We start from the raw sequence: 21569 nt of genomic DNA, 5'->3' as shown, positions 1-21569 counted from the left end.
AGCCGCACCAGCAATGAGCGAAGAGACCGCCGCAGAAGCCCTGTCCGCCGAGGAGACCAGCGAGCAGCGACAGGTCCGGCTCGACAAGCGGACGAAGCTCCTCGACGCCGGTATCGACGCCTACCCCGCCGAGCTCCCGATCACCACGACGATCCCCGCGGTCCGCGAGCAGTACGCCCACCTCGAGACCGGCGAGGAGACCCAGGACGTCGTCGGCATCGCCGGCCGCATCGTGTTCTCCCGCAACACCGGCAAGCTCTGCTTCGCGTCCCTGCAGTCCGGCGACGGCTCCCGCATCCAGGCCATGGTCTCGCTGGCCGAGGTCGGCGACGAGTCCCTGGCCCGCTGGAAGGAGTTCGTCGACCTCGGTGACCACGTCTTCGTGCACGGCCGCGTGATCTCCTCGCGCCGCGGCGAGCTGTCGATCATGGTCGACGACTGGGCGATGGCGGCCAAGGCGATCCTGCCCCTGCCGAACCTGCACAACGAGCTCAACGAGGAGACCCGGGTCCGTCAGCGGTACCTCGACCTCATCGTCCGCGACCAGGCCCGCGCGACCGTCCGTGCCCGTGCCGCGGTGATGGCGTCCCTGCGCAGCACCTTCACCGGCCACGAGTACCTCGAGGTCGAGACCCCGATGCTCCAGACGCAGCACGGTGGCGCCTCCGCCCGACCGTTCGTCACGCACTCGAACGCGTTCGACACCGAGCTGTACCTGCGCATCGCGCCCGAGCTGTTCCTCAAGCGCGCGGTCGTCGGCGGCATCGACCGCGTCTTCGAGATCAACCGCAACTTCCGGAACGAGGGCGCCGACTCGTCGCACTCGCCCGAGTTCGCGATGGTCGAGGCCTACCAGGCGTACGGCAACTACGAGCAGATGGCCGACCTGACGCAGGAGCTCGTCCAGAACGCCGCGAAGGCCGTCACGGGCGGCTCGCTCGTCGTCACGCTGCCGGACGGTTCCGACTACGACCTCGGTGGCGACTGGGCGCGCATGGACATGTACGAGTCCCTGTCCGAGGCGTCGGGTCACGAGATCACCCCGGAGACCCCGCTGTCGGAGCTGCAGGCGCTCGCCGACGCCGAGGGCGTCGAAGTCGCGCACGCCACGCACGGCAAGTACGTCGAGGAGCTGTGGGAGCACTTCAACGGGGACGAGCTGTACGCCCCGACGTTCGTGATGAACTTCCCGGTCGACACCTCGCCCCTCACGCGGCAGCACCGCACGCGTCCCGGCGTGGTCGAGAAGTGGGACCTGTACGTCCGCGGCTTCGAGCTCGCGACGGCCTACTCGGAGCTCGTCGACCCGGTCGTGCAGCGTGAGCGCTTCGTCGAGCAGGCGAAGCTCGCCGCGGGCGGCGACCCCGAGGCGATGCGCGTCGACGAGGAGTTCCTCCGTGCCCTCGAGCACGCCATGCCCCCGTCGGGCGGCATGGGCATGGGCATCGACCGCCTCCTGATGGCGATCACCGGGCTCGGCATCCGCGAGACGATCCTGTTCCCGCTGGTCAAGTAGACGGACCGGTCACGTCCCGCCCGGCCTGGAGGCGCGGTGCGGGTCCGCCCCGCACGGCGCCTCCCACGGTCGGCCGGGTTATGATCGCCGGGTGCCGCAGGGAGTCGTGACCGGGATCATCTTCGCCGTGACGCCGACGATCGTCGTCGGCCTCATCTTCTGGTTCGTCATGCGCGCGATCATGCGGGCCGACCGGACGGAGCGCGCGGCCTACGCGAAGGTCGAGGCCGAGGAGCGCGCCCGCTTCGAGCGCGAGCACGGCCGTCCCGCCCCGGCACCGACCTCGGCCGAGTAGCCGCTTCACCCCGCGTTCACCCGTCGGTGGTGCACTGACGCGGTGGATCCCGCAGAGCTCGACGCCGAGGACGCCTTCGGACATCCGGTGCTGCCCGACGCGGTCCGCGACGCGTCCTGGCTGGACGACGAGGACGACCTCGACGACCTCGACGAGGACGACGTGGACGTCTGACCGTCCGCTCCCGGCCACCGGCCGTTCACCGCGCCGTCGCCCGGCGGCGTGAGCATCGTCGGCATGTCCACCACGCACGTCTTCACCGGTCGCAGCCTCGTCGGCGACATCGAGAGCGAGTACGACGAGTTCGACCGCGACGCCGACCTCGAGGTCTCGAAGCGACGGGACGGGTGGCTCGAGCCCTCCTGGTGAACCCCAGATCGTCCTCCTTCGGGGTACGTCACGCCGGATCGAACCGATCCCGGCCGACGTACCCCGTTTTCGTGTCCACGGGACGCGGTCGACCGGGGTACACCCTCGGCAACGTTGATGAAACACCCCTGCAACACCGGAAACACGGCGACATCCCCTTGCGCCCGGGCATCGAGGCGGACCATGCTGTCGACCAGGACGTACCCCGCGGGGGACAGTTCCGGCGGTGAAGCACGAGGTTCCCTGGGAATCGATCCGATCGGTTTGTGGGGTACACCTCGGGACCGCTTTACTCGTCAACACCCCCCACCGAGGCCATCACCGTCGAACCGCAGGGAGAGTCACCATGACGATCGCGACCGCAACACCGAAGACGACGACCACTGGCACCACCGCGCGCCGCACCAAGAAGGCTGCAGCAGCGAAGACCGCGGACGCCGCGGTGGAGACCACCACGCTCGACACCGAGGTCGAAGCCGACGAGCAGCTCGCGGGTGTCCGCGGCGCCTCGGTCGACCAGGTCGGCGACTACCTGCGCCACATCGGCCGCCTCTCGCTCCTCACCGCCGAGGAAGAGGCGGACATCGCCCGCCGCATCGAGGTCGGCCTGTTCGCCGAGGAGAAGCTCGCCACGGGGCCCGGCATCGACAAGACCCTGCAGCGCGAGCTGCGCTGGCTCGTCCGCGACGGTGAACGCGCCAAGGAGCGCATGATCACCTCGAACCTCCGCCTCGTCGTGAGCATCGCGAAGCGGTACTCGCAGCGCGGCCTGCCGTTCATGGACGTCATCCAGGAGGGCAACCTGGGCCTCGTGCGTGCCGTCGAGAAGTTCGACTTCACGCAGGGCTACAAGTTCTCGACGTACGCCACCTGGTGGATCCGCCAGGCCATCTCGCGCGGTCTCGCCGACAAGGCCCGGACGATCCGCATCCCGGTGCACACCGTCGAGCTCATCAACAAGATCTCGCGCACCGAACGCGACCTGACCGTCGACCTCGGCCGCGCGCCGATGCCCGACGAGGTCGCCGCGGAGCTCAGCATGAGCACCGAGGAGCTCCTCGACCTGAAGGGCCGCTCGCACGAGCCGGTCTCGATCCACACCGTGGTCGGCGACTCGGACGACAGCGAGCTCGGCGACTTCATCGAGGACGAGGACGCCGCGAGCCCGAACGAGCTCACCGAGACGACGCTCCTGCACCGCGACATCCGCTCGATCGTCGCGGAGCTGCCGAGCGACGAGGCGAACGTCATCCGGATGCGCTACGGCCTGGACGACGACAAGCCGATGACGCTCGACGAGATCTCGAAGATCGTGCACACGACCCGACAGGCGGTCAGCCGCGTCGAGTCCCGTGCGAAGCTGCGCCTGTTCGCGAAGGCCGTGAGCCAGGACATGCAGCTGTACCTGACCGACTGAGGTCAGCAGGCTTCGGCCGGCGCGTCAGTGCCGGCACGGGGAACCGGGCCGTCCTGTGGGAAGGCGGTCCGGTGGGGTGATGGGACGGCCCGTCCAGGCACTGCCTGGGCGGGCCACTCGTCCGTCTGCCGACGAGTCCTGGCAGCCGACCGGTCGTCAGCCGTCCTCGAGGTCGCGGTTCAACCGCTGCCGCAGGTCCTGCGGGATGAGCTCGATGAGCTGGTCCGGGCGGACCGGCAGGTCGAGCAGGCTGAGCTTCACCCGGCCGGTGCGTCCGTGCCGCTCGGCGTCCAGGCGGACCACGCTCGCGGCGTCCTTCCGCAGCCGGACGTCGATCTGCGCCCCGGTCGCGACCTCGCCGACGACGAGTCCGTCGACCTCGAGTGCGGCGCTCCTCGTGCCCTCGGCGATGTCGAGTCGGTAGCGCTCCCGCGCAGCGAGCACCACGGCGCGGTCGATCCCGGCCATCGGCGCCACCGGGGTCACGACGGAACCGGAGAGCGCGGGGGAGAGCACGGGACCGCCGGCCGCGTAGTTGTACGCGGTGGACCCGGCCGGGGTGGCGGCGACGATGGCGTCCGCGCGGTAGTAGCCGTAGCCGAGCCCACCGACGCTCAGGTCGGCGGAGACCTGGCCGGCGCCGGGACGTCGCACCACGGTGAGGTCGTTGAACGCCAGGTAGTCGGTCCGTGCACCGCTCCAGGACAGCCGGGCCTCGAGCGCGTGGTGCGGCTCGAGCTGGTACTCGCCGGCGGACAGCCGGTCGAGCGCGGCCTCGAGCTCCGGCGGCTCGATCTCGACGAGGAACCCCACGTTGCCGTAGTTGACGCCGAGCACCGGTACCGGGCGCTTGGCCACCAGGCGCATGGCCCCGAGCATCGTGCCGTCCCCGCCGAGCGCCACGACGAGGTCGATCTGGTCGGTGAAGTCGTCCTCCTCCACCACGTCCACCCCGCCGCCGAGGCGCTGCGCGTCCGAGCGGCGTGCGACGAGCCGCCCCTGTCCGGAGGCGTTCCACCGCTGCAGGGTCGCGACGGACTCCTGCACGTTCTTGGTGGGGTGGACGACGAGGCCGACGACGGGCTGCTCCATGCCCTGAGGGTACCCACCACACCCCGCCTGCCCACTGGGCGAAGCGAGGTCACGCCCACGGCGAACAGGGGCAGCCCTCCGGGGGTCCGCTGGTTAGTCTCGATGTACGTCACCGAGCTCCCACGAGCCCGGCAAGGGAGAGCACATGTTCGAGAGATTCACCGACCGAGCCCGTCGTGTTGTCGTCCTCGCTCAAGAAGAAGCGAAGATGCTCAACCACAACTACATCGGCACCGAGCACATCCTCCTCGGCCTCATCCACGAGGGCGAGGGCGTCGCCGCCAAGGCGCTGGAGTCGCTCGGCATCTCGCTCGATGCCGTCCGCGAGCAGGTCCAGGACATCATCGGGCAGGGGCAGCAGCAGCCGACCGGGCACATCCCGTTCACGCCGCGCGCCAAGAAGGTGCTCGAGCTGTCCCTGCGCGAGGCGCTGCAGCTCGGCCACAACTACATCGGCACCGAGCACATCCTGCTCGGCCTCATCCGCGAGGGCGAGGGCGTCGCCGCACAGGTGCTCGTCAAGCTCGGCGCGGACCTCAACCGCGTCCGCCAGCAGGTCATCCAGCTCCTGTCCGGTTACCAGGGCAAGGAAGCGGTCGCAGTCGGCGGCGAGACGCAGCAGAACGCCCAGCAGGGGTCGCAGGTCCTCGACCAGTTCGGTCGGAACCTGACCCAGGCGGCGCGCGACGGCAAGCTCGACCCGGTCATCGGGCGCGAGAAGGAGATGGAGCGGGTCATGCAGATCCTCTCCCGCCGCTCCAAGAACAACCCCGTCCTGATCGGTGAGCCGGGCGTCGGCAAGACCGCGGTCGTCGAGGGCCTCGCGCAGGCGATCGTCAAGGGCGACGTCCCGGAGACGCTGAAGGACAAGCAGCTCTACTCGCTCGACCTCGGGTCGCTCATCGCCGGCTCCCGCTACCGCGGTGACTTCGAGGAGCGCCTGAAGAAGGTCACGAAGGAGATCCGCACCCGCGGCGACATCATCGTCTTCATCGACGAGATCCACACGCTCGTCGGTGCCGGTGCTGCCGAGGGCGCGATCGACGCCGCGTCGATCCTCAAGCCGCTCCTCGCCCGCGGTGAGCTGCAGACGGTCGGTGCGACCACGCTCGACGAGTACCGCAAGCACTTCGAGAAGGACGCCGCACTCGAGCGTCGCTTCCAGCCGGTGCAGGTGAACGAGCCGTCGCTGCCGCACGCGATCAACATCCTCAAGGGCCTCCGCGACAAGTACGAGGCGTTCCACAAGGTGTCCATCACCGACGGTGCGATCGTCGCCGCGGCGAACCTGGCGGACCGCTACGTGCAGGACCGCTTCCTGCCGGACAAGGCCATCGACCTGATCGACGAGGCCGGTGCACGTCTCCGCCTGTCGATCCTGTCGGCGCCGCCGGAGCTCCGTGAGTTCGACGAGAAGATCTCGACGGTCCGCGGGTCGAAGGAAGCCGCGATCGAGGAGCAGGACTTCGAGAAGGCCGCGAGCCTGCGCGACGAGGAGAAGAAGCTCCTCGGCGAGCGTCTCCGCCTCGAGAAGCAGTGGCGTGCGGGTGACGTCGCCGCCTCCGGCACCGTCGACGAGGGCATCATCGCCGAGGTCCTGGCGCAGGCCACGGGCATCCCGGTCTTCAAGCTCACGGAAGAGGAGACCTCGCGGCTCGTCTTCATGGAGAAGGCCCTGCACGAGCGCGTCATCGGCCAGGAAGAGGCCATCTCGGCCCTCTCCAAGACGATCCGCCGCACCCGTGCCGGCCTGAAGGACCCGAACCGTCCCTCCGGCTCGTTCATCTTCGCCGGCCCCACGGGCGTCGGGAAGACCGAGCTCGCCAAGGCCCTCGCGGAGTTCCTGTTCGACGACGAGGGCGCACTGATCTCCCTCGACATGTCGGAGTTCGGCGAGAAGCACACCGTCTCGCGGCTGTTCGGTGCCCCTCCCGGGTTCGTCGGCTTCGAGGAGGGCGGCCAGCTCACCGAGAAGGTGCGTCGCAAGCCGTTCTCCGTGGTCCTGTTCGACGAGATCGAGAAGGCCCACCCGGACATCTTCAACTCGCTGCTGCAGGTCCTCGAAGAGGGTCGCCTGACCGATGGTCAGGGCCGCGTGGTCGACTTCAAGAACACCGTCATCATCATGACCACGAACCTCGGTTCGCAGGGCATCGCCGGTGGCCCGGTGGGCTTCCAGGTCGAGGGTGACTCGGCCGTCGGCTACGACCGCATGCGCTCGAAGGTGAACGAGGAGCTCAAGAAGCACTTCAAGCCCGAGTTCCTGAACCGCGTCGACGACACGATCGTGTTCCCGCAGCTCTCGCAGTCCGAGCTGCTGCAGATCGTGGACCTGTTCGTGAAGCGCCTGGCGGACCGCCTGCTCGACCGCGACATGACGGTGGAGCTCACGCTCGCCGCCAAGGAGCAGCTCATCAAGGTCGGCTTCGACCCGGCACTCGGTGCCCGGCCGCTCCGCCGCGCGATGCAGCACGAGGTCGAGGACCAGCTGTCCGAGCACATCCTGCAGGGTGAGCTCAACGCCGGCGACCACGTGAAGGTCGACTTCGCCGAGGGGACGTTCCAGTTCGAGACCGGGCGTCAGCCGGGTCGCGAGGAGGTCCTCGCCGGGGCGCCGACGCTCGAGAAGGCGCCGGAGACCCCGCAGGGCGAGATCGAGTCCTAGGACCGGATCAGACCAGACCACAGGAGGGCGGTGCCAGATGGCACCGCCCTCCTTCGCAGGCTCAGTCGGCGCGCCCCGCGCAACGCTTCGCGTTGCCACTCAGCGGGGCGCGCCCGTCCGTTCGTGGTTCCGATGTGCGTGATCCGGCTCGCGCCGGACCGGACCCCCGTCCGGGGGTAGCATCTTGGGAGTGCGAGGGTTCCCCCCAACGCCTCGTGCACGATGTCCGGCTGGTTCCCCCCAACAGGTCGGACGTCAGTGGCCCCGGTCCTTCGGACCGGGGCCACTTGCACGTGCGCGGGCGGGATCAGAGCGCCGCAGCGAAGGCGCGGACGGCGCCCTCCCAGCGGTCCGGGTCCTCGTTCCACTCCAGGGTGTGCCGGGCGTCGCGGAAGGTCTCGACGCGGGCACCCCGTGCCGCCAGGCGGGCGACGTCGTCCGCGGCGACGAGGGCGTCCGCGGCCGAGTGCAGTAGGAGCGTCGGCGTCCCGTCGTCCTGCCACCGCGTCACGGTCAGTGGATGCGGCACGCCCGCCAGACGGCTGAGCCCGGGGGTCGTGGCGACCCGGACGGCGACCGTGCCGACGGCGGCCGGGAAGCGTGCGGCCGTGACCGCCCCGCGGAGTGCCGAGCGGACGTCGAGCAGCGGGGCGACGCCGACGATGCCGTCCACGGAGGTGCGGGCCGCGGCGGCGGACGCGGCGAGGGCCCCGGCGGACCAGCCCTGCAGCACGACGCGCTGGGCACCGCGGGCGCGGGCGGCGTGGGCCGCGGCGGCGATCCGGTCGACGGCCGCCGGGTCGAGGGAGCGCAGCGGCAGGTCCGTCGTGTCGACGACCTGGTTCGAGGCACCGAGCGACCGCCAGACCCGCAGACCACGGAGCACCTGCTGCGGGCCGATCGACTGGCCGTGGACGTGCACCACGTGCGTCTCGGCGACCCCGTCGGGTTCGATGCCCGGGACGTCCTGCTCGTCGGCGTACACGAGCTCGGACTCCGGCGGGGTGAACGGCGCGGGACGGAGGAGTCGCCGCGCGGCAGCCGCCCCGAGGGCCACGCTGCCCGCGCTCGCGATGACCGTGCCGGTGAGTGCGGTGCGCAGGAGCTTCATGGTGCCCACTCTGCCACCGCCGGGTGCGCGGGCACGGCGCGACCACGGACGGACGGAAGGCGCGGTGCCAGCCGGCACCGCGCCTCCCGTTCGTCAGTGGGTCCGGACCGTCTCAGGCCTGGACGTCGCCGCGCCAGCCCGGCTCGGTCGGTGCGTTCTCGACGCGCTCCTTGAAGTTCTGCAGGTCCTTCTTGACGGCGTGCCCGCCGACGCCGACAGCGGAGCCGAGCTTCTCGAGCAGGCCCGTGGGCTCCCAGTCGATCTGCGCCGTGACCCGCGTCTCGCTGTCCGACAGCTTGTGGAAGGTGACCACGCCGGCGTGCTCGACCTCGCCGTCCTTGACGGTCCACGCGACGCGCTCGTCCGGGTGCTGCTCGGTGATGACGGCGCGGAAGTCGCGCTCCTGGCCGGCCACCTTGACGGTCCAGTCGGTGGTCTTGTCGTCGACCTGGACGATCTTCTCGACCTCGTCGAGGAAGGTGGGGAACTCCTCGAACCGGGTCCACTGGTCGTAGGCCTGGCGGACGGGGACGCTGACGTCGACGGTCTCGATGATCTGGGGCATGCTCGCTCCTTCGTTCGGTCCTGGGTACACCTGGGACGGTAGGCGCGGACGGCTGGGCGGCCTCCAGGGCGGTGTCCCCCTGCTCGGGCGGCGGGCTGGCGGCGGGCGTCCTATGCTCGAACGGATGACTGGACACGCCAAGCACGCGTTCGACGAACAGGACGAGCACGGGATCCGCGTGCGACCGGCGCTCGCGTCGGACGTGCCGCACATCCAGCGGCTCATCGCGCCGTACGTCGACCGGCGCATCCTGCTCGGCAAGGAGAACGTCGCGCTGTACGGGTCGATCCAGCAGTTCCGGATCGCCGAGGGGCCCGACGGCGTGCCGATCGGGTGCGGCGCCCTCGCCGTGTTCTGGGACGACATCGCCGAGGTGCGGACGCTCGCCCTCGACGAGCGGTGGATCCACAAGCGCGTCGGACACCGGATGCTCGAGGCGCTCGAGCACGACGCCCGTGAGCTCGGCGTCGCCCGGATCTTCTGCCTGACGTTCGAGGTCGAGTTCTTCGCGAAGCACGGGTACCTGGAGATCGGTGAGCAGGTCGTGTCGCCGGACGTCTACGCCGAGCTCGTGCGCTCGTCGGACGAAGGGGTCGCCGAGTTCCTCGACCTGGCCCGGGTCAAGCCGAACACCCTCGGCAACACCCGCATGCTGAAGATCCTCTGACGCTTTCGACGGTGCCTCGGCGTCGCGTCCCGGGCGTGGGGCGATCCCGTCCTACCCTGTGCGCATGTCCTCGTTCCGCCACCCCGTCGGCCCCCAGTCGTCCGGTGTCTACTGGCGTCGTCGTGCGCTCGTCGGCGGGGTCCTGCTGCTCATCGTCGTCGTGGTCGTCCTGATCGTGGTCGGCCGGGGGAGCGGGGCGTCCTCGGCGTCGGCGCCCGGGGCGACGGCGTCGGCATCGGGTTCGGCAGCGGGTTCGACCGGCGGTGCTGCCGGTTCCGCAGCCGACTCTGCTGCTTCCGCTCCTGCTGCGCCGTCCGCATCGGCTTCTGCGGCGGCGTCCGGATCCGGGTCGACCTGCTCGGCGGACCAGATCACGCTCGCCGCCGTGCTGGACAAGACCGTGTACGGCCCCACCGAGGACCCGAAGATCGCGATGTCGATCACGAACACCGGCTCGGACGCCTGCCACATGGACCTCGGCTCGGCGCAGCAGGTGCTGACGATCAGCTCCGGTGACGAGCAGTACTGGTCGTCGAAGGACTGCCAGACGAACGGCACGAACCAGGACGTCACGATCAAGGCCGGGCAGACCCTGACGACGCCGTCGATCACGTGGGACCGGACGCGCTCGTCGACGACCACGTGCGACTCGTCCCGTCCGGCGGTCACCGGTGGGGGTGCGAGTTACCACCTGCAGGTGGCGGTGGGGGACCTGAAGTCGGAGAAGTCGGCGCAGTTCGTCCTGAACTGAGGCGCTGGCGGCCGGCGGTGGCGTCGCGTGTCGGCGGCGTGCGTTGCGCGTCGAACCAGGTTTCCGACGTCGAACCAGGCGCTTCCGCTGGTTCGACGTCGCTTCCGTGGTTCCGTGCGCGGCGGCGGCACGGCGACGGTGCGGGCGGCGCGAGCGCCGTGACCGCCCGGGAACGCAGAACGGGCCCGCCGTCCGAAGACGACGAGCCCGTTCGAGAAGCTGAGGTGATCAGCCGATGACGGAGATGTTCTCCGCCTGCGGGCCCTTGCGGCCCTCGGTGATCTCGAACTCCACCTTCTGGTTCTCCTCGAGCGACTTGTAGCCGTTGCCAGCGATCGCGGAGAAGTGCGCGAAGACGTCGGCGCTGCCGTCGTCCGGAGCGATGAAGCCGAAGCCCTTTTCGTTGTTGAACCACTTGACGGTGCCAGTTGCCATGATGGCGTTTCCTTACTTTCTTGCCAGGCGAGATATCGCTGCCTGTCTTGCGAGGCGACACGTACTGCCGCCGATCCACCGACGGATTGTCGTCAGATCGATGCGCCCCGCGGGCATGGGCCGGCGGAACGGGTTCGGGGCCAGGCGACCTGAGAGGGTCAGTGACCGTTGGCGCTCGAAGGTGCAGAGCACCAGAAGAACGATGGACTCCCGCCGAGGCGGTTGTGACCAACCTACCGTGCCGAACGGCCCCAGCGGGAGTCCCGTGACGACATCTGTGCACGAGGACAGCGTTCCACCGCCGCTTTCCGCAGTCCCGCGCCGTCCGAGCGGCGCGTGGTGCGGTCACGGGAGCGCCGCGGAAGTGGTGGACTAGAGGCGATGGCAGACAAGGAACAGCGCTTCCGGAGCGAGCAGCTCGAGGAGGCCCTCGCAAAGCAGGACGTGGCAGCGGTGGCGTTCGCCCTGCGCAACGACATCGTGATCGTGCCGCGGCTCGTCACGGGCAAGAAGGACATGCAGGTGCGCGTCTTCGGCCGCGAGGGGTCCGACAAGCGGATCCTGCTGCTGTTCTCGTCCGCGGACGCGTACACGGCGATGGTGCCGGACGAGAAGATCCGGCAGGTCATGGTCTACGACGGGCCCCGGCTCGAGGAGTTCCTCGCTGCGCACCTCGACTCGCTCGAGGGTGTGTTCTTCGACATCGCCGGGCCGCACACGATGCAGTCGACCCCTGCGGACCTGCTGGCGGCGCTGCGCGCCTGACGCGGTCGGGGTCGGTCCTGCCAGTGCGGCTGGTCCGACGGTCGCGGCGGTCCGGTGGTCCGGTAGTCGCGTCAGTCGGCAGGGTCGGCAGGGTCGGCAGGGTCGGCAGGGTCGGCAGGGTTGGCAGGGTCGGCTGTTGCGGCAGTCGGCCGCTCCGGCCTGGAGGATCGGATCGCCCCCGTCCCGCCGGTTGCTTCCTCCGGTGGCCGGGCTGGCGTGCGCCGGGTCAGAACGCCCGGTCGAGCTCGCGTTCGCGCGCGGACTGCGTCATCGAGAAGGCCACCCGGAGCGCTTCGCGGAGGTGCTCCGACCCCGCGCCGAGCACCGTCGTGAAGCCGAGTCGTGCGGCTTCGCTCGCCCGTTGCTTCGCCCCCGTGGCCGGCCGGATCTCGCCGGCGAGGCTGATCTCGCCGACCGCCGCGAGCGTGTGCGGGTACGGGCGGTCCCGCGCGGCGCTCGCGAGCGCGAGGGCGATCGCCAGGTCGGCGCCCGGTTCGGTGAGCTTCATGCCGCCGACCGTCGACACGTACACGTCGGCGTCGGAGAGCTTCAGCCCGGCACGACGTTCGAGCACGGCGAGGAGCATCGCGACCCGGGACGCGTCGACCCCGTTGACCACGCGGCGCGGCTGGGGTGCGGAGCTCGGCACCACGAGGGCCTGCACCTCGACCGGCAGGGCCCGACGCCCCTCCATCGCCACGGTGACGCACGTGCCGGACACCGGGGTGCCGTTGCGCGACATGAACAGTCCGCTGGGGTCCGGGACCTCGTGGATGCCGTCGCCGGCCATGTCGAAGCAGCCGACCTCGTCGGTCGGACCGAAGCGGTTCTTGAGCGCCCGGACGAAACGGAGCGCGGTCTGGCGGTCGCCCTCGAAGTGGCACACCACGTCCACCAGGTGCTCGAGGAGCCGCGGCCCCGCGATCGTGCCGTCCTTCGTGACGTGCCCGACGATCAGAACCGGCAGCGCCCGCTCCTTCGCCACCCGGATGAGCGTGGACGCGACCTCCCGCACCTGCGAGGTCCCGCCCGCGATGCCGTCGACGGTGCTCGACGAGATCGTCTGCACCGAGTCCGCGATGACCAGGTCGGGCTGGACCTGGTCGATCTGGCCGAGGATGACGCCGAGGTCGACCTCGCTCGCCAGGTAGAGCTCGTCGTGCATGGCGTTCGTGCGCTCGGCGCGGAGTCGGACCTGGTCGACGGACTCCTCGGCGCTGACGTAGAGGACGCGCTTCCCCGTCGCCGCCGCGCGCGAGGCGACCTCGAGCAGCAGCGTCGACTTGCCCACACCCGGCTCGCCCGACAGCAGCACGGCTGCGCCGGGGACGATGCCGCCGCCGAGGACGCGGTCGAACTCGCCGATGCCCGTGTTCCACCGCTGCACGACGGTGCCGGTCGCCTGGGTGATCGGACGGGCCACCCGTGCTCCGGCGACGGCGACCGGAGCGGTGCCGCGGGAGCTCGCGGCCGCAGCGGTGGTGTCCTCGACCGTGCCCCACGCCTGGCACTCGCCGCAGCGGCCGACCCACTTGATGCTGCTCCACCCGCACTCCGAGCAGCGGTACAGGGACTGGGTGCGCGCCATGACGTCGAGGCTAGGCCGCTCCGCCGACATCACCCGTCCGCCGGCCCGGGGCGGTGTCGGAGTGGGAGCTGATGCTGGTGCTGCCCTCGTTCTCGCTCTCGCTCTCCTGCTGGTGCGGCAGCGGGATCGAGCCCGTCATCCGATGCCGGAGCCGCTCCACCCGCCCCGGTCGCTCGCTGTGGTCGAGCTCCGCCGCGTGCTCTGTGTCCTGCTCCGCACGCGCAGTGGCGACCGCGCCGGCCTCGCGCCCGAGGTCCTCGGCCTCTCGCGCGGACAGGTACTGCCGGATCGCCGCCACCGTGTCCACCCGGGCGTCCACCGCGGGCTCGAACGCGCTCGCCCAGATCTCGTAGCCGCGGTCGTTCGGGTGGAACAGGTCGCCGTAGCTGTTGAAGAACGTGCGACGAAGCCCCACGCGCTTCGTGATGACGTGCAGCGGTGCCACGGTCAGCCCGAGCTCGTCGGCGACCCGGTGGACGATCTCGTTCGCCACCGCCACCTTGCGCTCCCGGTCCGGCACGAACATGCACGGCAGCTCCGCGACGATCGCGTGGGAGGGCACCGCGCTGTAGATCGCCCGGATGTTCCGCTCGAACTTGTCCGGGTGGAAGTCCGCGATGTCGTTGGCGCCGATCGACACCGTGCAGATGTCCGGGGTGTGGTTCCGGAGCTTCGGGAGCTGGTCGTTCTTCGCCCCCCACGTCGTCGACCCCGAGACGCTGAGGTTGACCACGCGCACGGACATCCGCGACCGGTGTCGGATCCGGCGTGCCAGGAGCCCCACGTACCCGCGTGCCGGCGTCGTCGCTCCGACGCCCTGCGCCGCCGAGTCGCCGATCGCCAGGTAAGTCAGCTGGCCATCGTGCTGCAGGCGCTCCCGCCACCAGTCCGCGTGCACGGGCAGCATGTCGACCACCCGCTGCGCAGCGGCGCGCTGCCCGCGGACCCCGGCACGGGCGCCGAAGAGCCCACCCCCCACGACGGCGAGTCCGCCGAGGACCGAGGTGAGCAGGGCGACGATGGTGCGCGTTCTCATGCCGAGGACGGTACGCGGGCCGGCTCGTCCTCGACTCCGGCCGAGCTGGACTGTGGACAGGAGGTCGGACAGCACCGCCTGTGGAGGGTGGCCGAGCTGCGGTGGTTCGACGCGCCTCCCGGATCGTGTAAACTCTTCCCCGGTACCGTGTCCGAGCGGCCGAAGGATCATGTCTCGAAAACATGTGTGGGGGCAACTCCACCGTGGGTTCAAATCCCACCGGTACCGCCACAGGGCGATTCACGGAACTCAGTAAAGAAATTTACGGAACTCGTGAAGCCCGCACGAAGGCCCCCAGGATGCCCTGGGGGCCTTCGTTCTTACGCCTCTGAGCGGTCTTCAGCCGGTCGCGATATGGCACCTCGCCTGTGTGCTGGAAACGACCGCCGGTCGCCAACATCGCTCGTGGCCTCGCCGTTGCAATGGCAGCTCCTGGTCGAGAAGCCTAGAGCTCAACTGGCGCGGAACGCTCGGACCGCGGCGACCCGAGGGATATCGACCCACAGTCGAATGCTTCGCTCGGATACGGTGTCACCAGAGACGATGAAGGCGGCAGGTCCCAAGCGGTCGAGTTCTGCGGCGAGAGCAGCTGCTTTCGCGGCGCTAAGGTGTCCGACTTTTCGGCCTCGGCCGTACACTGCGACCGCGTTCTCGTCGTGCTCGTTAGCGGGTTCACGCACCAATGCGTACTCTGTCCCGCCGTATCGGGTGCGTTCCGAATCTGTCACCCAGTACGCCGAGCCGACGATTCGGTACCTCGACGACGGAAGTGCTCGCATATCGATCTGCTGCAGCTGTTTGTCGAGACGGACCGCGATGACGCCGGAACGGTTTCGGCGTCCCACTGCTGTGGACGCTTCGAGTCCGGGCGTAACGTTCTTGGCTCGGTCGAGGTCAGAGGTTTGATCGGCATTGTTGGGTGTGCTCGGCTTTTCGGTGCTGGTCGGGTCGAGCCTCTGTGACTCGGGCCTGCCTTCGTCTGCACGAGTGAAGTGTCGGACGAGGAGTCGGACGCCGAGAACGAGCACGATCATGACGAGCACGATTTCCAACACCATGCGGCTACCGTAGCCGTGATCGTCCCGCCGATCGCGGCCGAACGGACAGACGGACGGCCGCGAGCATGATCTCTCAGCCAAAGTTGTACGCCTAACCCATCTCGTGAACTGACTCGTGTTTCTAGGCGGCGTCCGTTGACGGAGTAGTGCCAATGGGTACGGTGAGCGTCCTGCCAATTCATCCCCGGCAGGCCGCTCACCGTGTCCCGTGTCACCGTCCGAGCCGGTGAATCTGACGGAGCAGTAGCTGTTCTCCTGCGGCGAGGAGTCGGAGCCGCAGTGGCGTCTTCTTGCGCCGTCGAGCGGCGACAGTGTTCCGCCAGTTGGTCTGATGTTCGGTCAGATCGGACCGATGGTCAGCGAGGGCGACCTGCGGTTCAATCTGGCAGTACTTCTGTGTCTCCGCGGGAACATGCTCGAGGTTGTGCGTGGCGAGCATGTATCGCAGGGGCCCAGGAACGCCTCGGCCACCAGGGTGGGCGATGAGACTTACCAGTTGTGCGAGGACTGCGGCGCTGACTGACGCTGATAGCGCTGCGACGTTCTGTTTCGCCGGCGCGGCCATGCTTGCCGCCGCAATGTACTTCGGGTCGTCGAGGAGGCCACGGCGATCCAGGCTGAGCTCGTTCATCTGCACCTGACCCATGCAGATGAGACATGGCCGACCGGGGACAAGGGTGTGTGAGCGCCAGATACCGGATCGCAGCCGACCGTCTTGGAACGAATTGAGCCCGATTCCGCCGTCGATGACGGGTATGAGGTCTGCGTACGCCAATGTGTTCAGCACAGCTCGTGGCCATGGCCGATCGACGCAGGAGACGATAACGTCGTAGTCCAACGCAGCGGCGAAGCCGTCGGGGTCGGTGACCGATAGTTCATGTCGGTGCACGGTGAATCGCTGGGCTGTTGCAGCAGTGGTGGCGAGACGAGCTACAACGTCGACTTTCGCGCGTCCCAGCGCGGCGTCCAAGCGAGTTGCGCCGACCATACGGTCAAGGTTGAGCTCTTCAACGGCGTCGTAGTCCATGATGCCGATGTCGGTCAGCCCGGTCGCAGCAAGTCGTTGTGCCACATCCAACCCGACACTGCCGGTACCGACGACGAGGACCCGTAGCCGAGCCATCGTTGCCTGAGTTTGGTCACCCCACGCTGACACCGTACGCACCTGAGCAGCGGTCGTCGCTGGCGCCGGGCGGAGGTCAGGGTTGAACGTCATCTCGAGCGCTGGTGCCACCACTCGCACGGACTCCGCCCACTGCGGGTCGTTGTCATGCCAGAACCGTGCGGACCACGCTCCGTCACCAGCGAGCGTCATGCCGACCAGTGGCATCGATGTGATGGCGGTGGCTGCACGGCGGTAGTCCGCTTCGGTGTCGTGGTCGGGTCGGCTGAGCCCTTGCCAGTTCGTTCCACGGGGGTGCGAGTGGAGCAACACGATGCCTTCGCCCTGCTGGTGCGCCTCTCGGGCAGCGCGGATCACGTACTCGCTGGTGAACGACGCGTTGCCGTGCACAAACCGCTCACCTTCCTGTGGGAGCACGACCCTGCGGAGAACCGCGGTGGTTCGAGACGCACCGGTCGATGGCGCCCAGGTTGCGATGACGACGTCTTCTTGGCGGTCCCTGCGGAGCAGGTGTCGGCGCAGGTCGAGGTTGACGTCCTCAGTCATGGCGACGGAGTAGCGCGTCATGATTGGTCCTTCCCTGTCGCGGCGGACACGATCCCACGCACTTGCCGGATCCATGCTGTTGCCGGTGGCACGGTCATATCCCACGGTCCGAGGTCGCGGGAGTGTCGCTTCCATCCCGGCAGCGTGTCCGTCTCGTCGGTGTTCGTCTCCCCGGTCGGGAACGTCACAGAGTCAGGAAGGTGCACCCAGTGCGGCGGGATCTGCGGCCAGTTCTGCACTTCGGTGACACTCACACCGGTCGGAACCTCTTGGCCGGCGCAGCTCCCGGCAACCGCCAAGATTGTGTAGAGCAGTCGCGGCCCGTCGGCCCGTACCGGTACGCCGGCTGCCGCCATGTCTTCCGTGAAGGCCCGCGTGGCCCGGTCGGTGGCTGACTCCTCGCTCACGCGACGCCGCCGATTCGCTTCGCGGTGACGAACTCGTCACCGTCGTGCAGTGTGATCACGTCGTCGGCCGGCAGGACGGCGGTTCCTCCGTGACCACCGACTCGGGCGAGGTCGTACTGGGTCGGGTCCAGGCCGACTCGTCGGAGGATCGCTGCTGCGGTGAGGTCGTCGTCCCAGGAGGTCTGGGGTTCCCCGTCGACGGTGAAGTGCACCTTTGAGCGGGTGACGAACCGGTCGCCGTCTTGCAGGTTCAGGATCTGTCGGTCCTTCACATGGTCCTCGACGCCGCCGTGACCGACGCGGAAGAGGTCGTAGGCGGCGGGGTCCTTCCCGCCGAGGAGGATCAGGTCGCTTGCGAGCTGGTCGGCGTCCTTGGTGGTGTGCTGGTGTCCATCGATGGTGAGGTGCAGAGCGTTGATGGTCATCGTGACCCTCCGTTTCAGTAGCAAAACGCTGTTGCAGATCAGGCTGGCACAGACTGATCTGTTTTGCAACTAGAACACTGGTTCGGCTGCCGGTATGATCGAGCCATGGAGATCCATGCCTGACACCTCGATCGACGTGAGCGCCCTGAAAGATGCTGTCGGCGGGAGGGTCGAAGCCGACGGCGTCTCATGGCGGACCGCGGCAGCGCAGATCGGCGTGAGCCCGTCGCTGCTCACTCGCCTCCGCAACGGGCAACGCCCTGACCTCGAGGCGTTCGCGAGAATCACGAGGTGGTTACGCATCGACGCCGGCCGATTCCTCATAGACCCGGATGCGGCGCCCCGCGAGGAGCCCCCTCTAGAGTCGGAGATCGCCATGCTGTTGCGGGCCCGAAGGGACTTGAACGACAACGATCGCGACCACCTGAACTCAATCTTGCAGATGGGGATTCGGATGGTGCGGGACAGTCGAGAGGACTGACCGCACCATGTCAATCAACAAAGCAGCACTCGCGCGTCTCGCTGGCGACATCCGCACCGAGACGGGGCTGAGTCCTCAGGATGCCTTCGATCCATGGGAGTGGTCCCGACGCAACGGCGTCAAGTTCGTCGCGATTCAAAGCATCCCCGGAGCGGAGGAGGCGGTTCGTTACTTCACCGCGACCCGCTTCGGTGTGTGGTCGGCGGCACTCGTCAGTGACGGTGTCGGACATGCCGTCTTCTACGACGACAGCCGTCCGAGGGTGCGGATCATGTCGGATCTCACCCATGAAGTCGCGCACGTCGAAGCCGAGCATCTTCTGACGCCTGCGTGGACGTCCGAGGACGGCAAGTGCGGGGGTGGAAACCGGGAGCAGGAGGAAGAAGCAGCGGAGCTTGCCGCTGCGATACTCGTGCCGAAGGAGCAGGCAACGTTATGGGCTCTGCGCGGATGGCCGGCGGAGTCTCTCGCTCGGAAGTACGGCGTGAGCGACAAGCTCGCCGAGTGGCGGATGAACGTTTCCGGCGGCAGGATCATCGCGAATCGGACCCGCAACCGCCGCGCGAGGTAGACGCTCCGTTGCACCCGAGGGCCACTCCTCGACGCCAGCGGCTGCGGATCGATCGGGTGCTTGCACGGGCAAGCGCGGCGTTTCGCTTGCGCGACGCCGCACCGTGTGGAGTCAATGCAACGTTTCCGACCTGCGGGTCCGTAGAATCCGGGCAAGCGACCGTCGGAGTCGCCGCATATCATGAGGATCACCAAGGGCTGACCGCGACACGCTGGCAGCCCTAGCAGTGTTGTGAGGGGAGAGAAATGCAGAGCGCGCATGCAGGACTCAGCGTCGGTCTTGCTACATCCGCCGCAGGTTTGCAGATGACCCGAGTGGCTACTGCCGCCGCGCGAACGCAGCACGGCCAAGCACCGCTCGAGGCTGAACGCAACGCCATCGACGCCGTCGTCGCGAAACTTCGATCCGAGGTTGAGCTTCTTCTCGGACGGCGTGACGCGGTAGTCGCCGACGAACCGGCCTACGCAATGGCCAGCTTCACACTTGACGCGCTGCATTCGCAGCAGCAGGGGCCCTCCTCCCCCGGGGAAGCGGACCGAGAGGGTACGGTCCGTGCACTGCAGTCCATCATCGAGCGGCTGCAGCAACTGCATGACGACGAGGTCGCAGCCGACGACGCACGGTTCCTTGAGATGCTGTTCCTTGCCAGTGGCGCCAACGCGTCCCAGTCGCTCTCCACCAGTGGTGAGAAGACGCCAGCGCTGCTCTGATGGATGTTGTAGCGCAGCAGGGGGCACGCGCACGGCACGAACGGAACGCCCTGCTCGACCGGATCCGTGCCTTTTCCGCGCACGTGAAGGAGCAGATCGCGGCGCTTGGTAGCTCCGGCACCGGTGCACACCTCGCTCTCGACCTGTTCGTCGACTACTGCGATGCCGTCTCGACGGAAGTGAGCGACGCGTTCGACCTCGCGCCCAACGAAGCAAACAAGCTCACACAGCTGCAGCAGTGGAGCACGCACTTCCGTCAGCGTGTGCAGTTCTTCGACGACCAGTTCCGACGTGGCCCCGGCCAGGTGCCCCTCCCCGTCGTCGACCTGATCGAAAACGAACTCATCGGTATGGGTATCACCGGCTCCCGAGCTGTCCTCAGCGTCGGCACGCCGAGCAACTTCATGACGTTCACCGAAGACCTCGCCGCAGCTCTCTTCGAAGGTCTGACGAACCCGCCGATGCGCCTGACCCCGCTGGCGATGATCACGGTGCCCGACCTCGAAGGTTCGCAAGCATCATGGATCCCGATCGTCTGCGGGCACGAACTCGCGCACTACATGCAGCGGCAGAAGGCGGTTATTCGGAGCCACACCAACACGCTCGACGACGATGCCGTCGCTCGGCTGCCCGACCGGCCAAACGGCTTCTCCGACACCGCCTGGGCCCGACGCCTGAATCAAATCGCGGCCGCCTGGTTGGAGGAGCTCACCTGCGACGCCTACGCCGTCCACCGATTCGGGGCTGCCGCGGTCATCGCAATGACGGACTTCCTGCACTACGTCGGCCCGGTCTCCAAAGCAGGGCAAACCCACCCGCCTCGCACTCTCCGAACGAGACTGATGCTGCGATGGCTGGACAGCACCGCGGGAGGCGACAAACTCCACATCGCCGACACCGCCCGCCTCCGCAGCGACGACACTCCAACCCCTCCCGCAAGCCCACTACCGTCGTGGGCGCTACTACTCGAACAGCACTTCGAGACCCACGCAATGGCAATTTGGGCTGACGTCGCCGCCTGGTCGGCTCGACCTACCTACGACCAGGCCACCGCCTCCGACAGGATCGAAGACTGCGCCGCACAACTGCTCAGCGGACGACCCGCCGTCGCACGCGAAAGCGGCCCAACCCGCGGTGCCGCATTCACGGAAGCCGACATCCTCAACGCAATCTGGCTCGGGTTCGCCAGCTACACCGACATGCCCCTGAATCGCATGGCGCTGAAGTCGCTGGATCTGCTCGCCTTCCTGCGGACGTGGAACAAAGCCGGCGGTGGCGCGGCCCCCAACGAGCCGCCGATGAACAGCATCACCCCCGCAGGCGCTCTGTCCGCTGGCGAGATCCGTAAGCGACTGTCCGCAGAAGACCGCAGCCGCCTCATCGTCACCCCACGACTCCCGCCAGCAGTCAACGATGCCAGCGTCGACCTTCGACTCGGCAACAACTTCATCGTCTTCGAACGCTCAAACCTCGGTGAGTTCGACGCCCTGGACGACGCCCGCGACCCCCGGGCCATCCAGACACCCGTGGTCCGTGAGTGGGGCGATGTCTTCTTCCTTCACCCCGGACAGCTGGTTCTCGCCGCGACCCTGGAGTACCTGGTGCTGCCGGACGACCTCGCCGGGCAGGTCATCACCCGCTCCTCGTACGGACGGCTCGGTCTGCTATCCGCGACGGCGGTCCAGGTGCATCCGGGCTTCGCCGGATGCTTGACGCTGGAATTGGTCAACCTCGGAGAACTACCGATGGCAATCACTCCGGGCGAGCGCGTCGCGCAACTGATGTTGTGGCAGACGGAAGCGCCGCAGAGTGCCGGAGCCGCGACGAAGAAGTACACGTATCCGACGGGACCCGAGTTCTCGAAGATCCGCGGCGACGACGAAGCTGACGTCCTGCGGCGCATGCGGGACGCCTTCCGCACCCGGTGACTGCAGCATCCACTCCGCTGCCTTGCGCTTCGCGCGGCCGCGGTGTTC

At 68.3% G+C, this 21569-nt stretch carries 22 protein-coding genes and 1 tRNA gene; 14 read left to right on the top strand and 9 right to left on the bottom strand.

The annotated features are described in order from the left end of the window. Positions 1-13 precede the first annotated feature (13 nt). The 5 genes from lysS to HUN58_RS02405 all read left to right on the top strand — a co-directional run bounded on the left by lysS (position 14) and on the right by HUN58_RS02405 (position 3597). Positions 14-1516 carry a lysine--tRNA ligase gene (gene lysS, locus HUN58_RS02415; RefSeq protein WP_141859778.1) on the top strand — a complete coding sequence of 501 codons (1503 nt, stop codon included), beginning with the start codon at positions 14-16 and terminating at the stop codon, positions 1514-1516. Positions 1517-1607: 91 nt separating this feature from the next. Further along, positions 1608-1811: a hypothetical protein gene (locus HUN58_RS02410; protein WP_058742233.1), complete on the top strand. Its 204-nt coding sequence runs from the start codon at positions 1608-1610 to the stop codon at positions 1809-1811. 42 nt (positions 1812-1853) lie between these two features. Continuing rightward, entirely contained in the window at positions 1854-1985 is a 132-nt protein-coding gene (locus HUN58_RS20890) for a hypothetical protein (protein ID WP_257222156.1), read from the top strand. A gap of 63 nt (positions 1986-2048) precedes the next feature. Next, positions 2049-2180, top strand: coding sequence for a hypothetical protein (locus tag HUN58_RS20885; RefSeq protein WP_257222155.1), 132 nt, complete (start codon positions 2049-2051; stop codon positions 2178-2180). A 346-nt stretch (positions 2181-2526) separates the two neighbouring features. After that, the gene (locus tag HUN58_RS02405; RefSeq protein WP_180225849.1) at positions 2527-3597 is read left to right on the top strand and encodes a sigma-70 family RNA polymerase sigma factor; all 1071 of its coding nucleotides are present in this window, start codon (positions 2527-2529) and stop codon (positions 3595-3597) included. Between the two features lie 156 nt (positions 3598-3753). On the opposite strand, the gene HUN58_RS02400 is transcribed toward HUN58_RS02405, so the two are convergent. Next, positions 3754-4689: an NAD(+)/NADH kinase gene (locus tag HUN58_RS02400; RefSeq protein WP_175325450.1), complete on the bottom strand. Its 936-nt coding sequence runs from the start codon at positions 4687-4689 to the stop codon at positions 3754-3756. A gap of 145 nt (positions 4690-4834) precedes the next feature. On the opposite strand from HUN58_RS02400, the gene HUN58_RS02395 reads away from it, so the two are divergent. Next, complete coding sequence (locus tag HUN58_RS02395) at positions 4835-7354, top strand: ATP-dependent Clp protease ATP-binding subunit (RefSeq protein WP_141859784.1); 2520 nt, start codon at positions 4835-4837, stop codon at positions 7352-7354. Between the two features lie 307 nt (positions 7355-7661). Here HUN58_RS02395 and HUN58_RS02390 read toward each other — a convergent pair whose 3' ends face one another. Continuing rightward, entirely contained in the window at positions 7662-8465 is an 804-nt protein-coding gene (locus HUN58_RS02390) for a hypothetical protein (RefSeq protein ID WP_180225848.1), read from the bottom strand. Between the two features lie 112 nt (positions 8466-8577). After that, a complete protein-coding gene (locus tag HUN58_RS02385; RefSeq protein ID WP_180225847.1) occupies positions 8578-9030 on the bottom strand; it encodes an SRPBCC family protein in 453 nt (150 codons plus the stop codon). 124 nt (positions 9031-9154) lie between these two features. Between HUN58_RS02385 and HUN58_RS02380 the strand changes: the two genes are divergently transcribed. Further along, on the top strand, positions 9155-9697 hold the full coding sequence (locus tag HUN58_RS02380) for an amino-acid N-acetyltransferase (RefSeq protein ID WP_180225846.1): 543 nt from the start codon (positions 9155-9157) through the stop codon (positions 9695-9697). A gap of 64 nt (positions 9698-9761) precedes the next feature. After that, entirely contained in the window at positions 9762-10448 is a 687-nt protein-coding gene (locus tag HUN58_RS02375; protein WP_180225845.1) for a hypothetical protein, read from the top strand. Between the two features lie 228 nt (positions 10449-10676). Here the strand turns inward: HUN58_RS02375 and HUN58_RS02370 are convergent, their stop codons facing one another. Beyond that, positions 10677-10883 (bottom strand): cold-shock protein, encoded by a 207-nt coding sequence (locus HUN58_RS02370; RefSeq protein WP_022904520.1) that lies wholly within the window; start codon positions 10881-10883, stop codon positions 10677-10679. A gap of 381 nt (positions 10884-11264) precedes the next feature. Between HUN58_RS02370 and HUN58_RS02365 the strand changes: the two genes are divergently transcribed. Next, on the top strand, positions 11265-11648 hold the full coding sequence (locus HUN58_RS02365; protein WP_114850646.1) for an SseB family protein: 384 nt from the start codon (positions 11265-11267) through the stop codon (positions 11646-11648). A 226-nt stretch (positions 11649-11874) separates the two neighbouring features. On the opposite strand, the gene radA is transcribed toward HUN58_RS02365, so the two are convergent. Further along, complete coding sequence (radA, locus tag HUN58_RS02360) at positions 11875-13236, bottom strand: DNA repair protein RadA (RefSeq protein WP_180225844.1); 1362 nt, start codon at positions 13234-13236, stop codon at positions 11875-11877. A 10-nt stretch (positions 13237-13246) separates the two neighbouring features. Further along, complete coding sequence (locus HUN58_RS02355) at positions 13247-14272, bottom strand: SGNH/GDSL hydrolase family protein (protein ID WP_167509966.1); 1026 nt, start codon at positions 14270-14272, stop codon at positions 13247-13249. A 141-nt stretch (positions 14273-14413) separates the two neighbouring features. Between HUN58_RS02355 and HUN58_RS02350 the strand changes: the two genes are divergently transcribed. Further along, positions 14414-14503 (top strand) — tRNA-Ser (locus tag HUN58_RS02350). Positions 14504-14724: 221 nt separating this feature from the next. Here HUN58_RS02350 and HUN58_RS02345 read toward each other — a convergent pair. From HUN58_RS02345 to HUN58_RS02335, 3 genes are all read right to left on the bottom strand, one after another. Further along, positions 14725-15330, bottom strand: coding sequence for an HIRAN domain-containing protein (locus tag HUN58_RS02345; protein WP_180225843.1), 606 nt, complete (start codon positions 15328-15330; stop codon positions 14725-14727). Between the two features lie 211 nt (positions 15331-15541). Beyond that, positions 15542-17020, bottom strand: a complete 1479-nt coding sequence (locus HUN58_RS02340) for a ThiF family adenylyltransferase (protein WP_174779189.1) — start codon at positions 17018-17020, stop codon at positions 15542-15544. A 382-nt stretch (positions 17021-17402) separates the two neighbouring features. Next, a complete protein-coding gene (locus tag HUN58_RS02335; RefSeq protein ID WP_208745390.1) occupies positions 17403-17831 on the bottom strand; it encodes a hypothetical protein in 429 nt (142 codons plus the stop codon). Between the two features lie 115 nt (positions 17832-17946). On the opposite strand from HUN58_RS02335, the gene HUN58_RS02330 reads away from it, so the two are divergent. The 4 genes from HUN58_RS02330 (at position 17947) to dcd (ending at position 21521) form a co-directional block, all read left to right on the top strand. Further along, the gene (locus HUN58_RS02330; RefSeq protein ID WP_208745389.1) at positions 17947-18312 is read left to right on the top strand and encodes a transcriptional regulator; all 366 of its coding nucleotides are present in this window, start codon (positions 17947-17949) and stop codon (positions 18310-18312) included. A gap of 7 nt (positions 18313-18319) precedes the next feature. Further along, a complete protein-coding gene (locus HUN58_RS02325) occupies positions 18320-18883 on the top strand; it encodes an ImmA/IrrE family metallo-endopeptidase (RefSeq protein WP_208745388.1) in 564 nt (187 codons plus the stop codon). Between the two features lie 305 nt (positions 18884-19188). Then, on the top strand, positions 19189-19593 hold the full coding sequence (locus HUN58_RS02320; RefSeq protein ID WP_174779185.1) for a hypothetical protein: 405 nt from the start codon (positions 19189-19191) through the stop codon (positions 19591-19593). Positions 19594-19676: 83 nt separating this feature from the next. Beyond that, a complete protein-coding gene (dcd, locus tag HUN58_RS20195; protein WP_217488572.1) occupies positions 19677-21521 on the top strand; it encodes a dCTP deaminase in 1845 nt (614 codons plus the stop codon). Positions 21522-21569: the final 48 nt, after the last annotated feature.

The organism is Curtobacterium sp. Csp1 (assembly GCF_013347185.1).
This window is presented reverse-complemented; position numbering and strand designations above follow the sequence as displayed.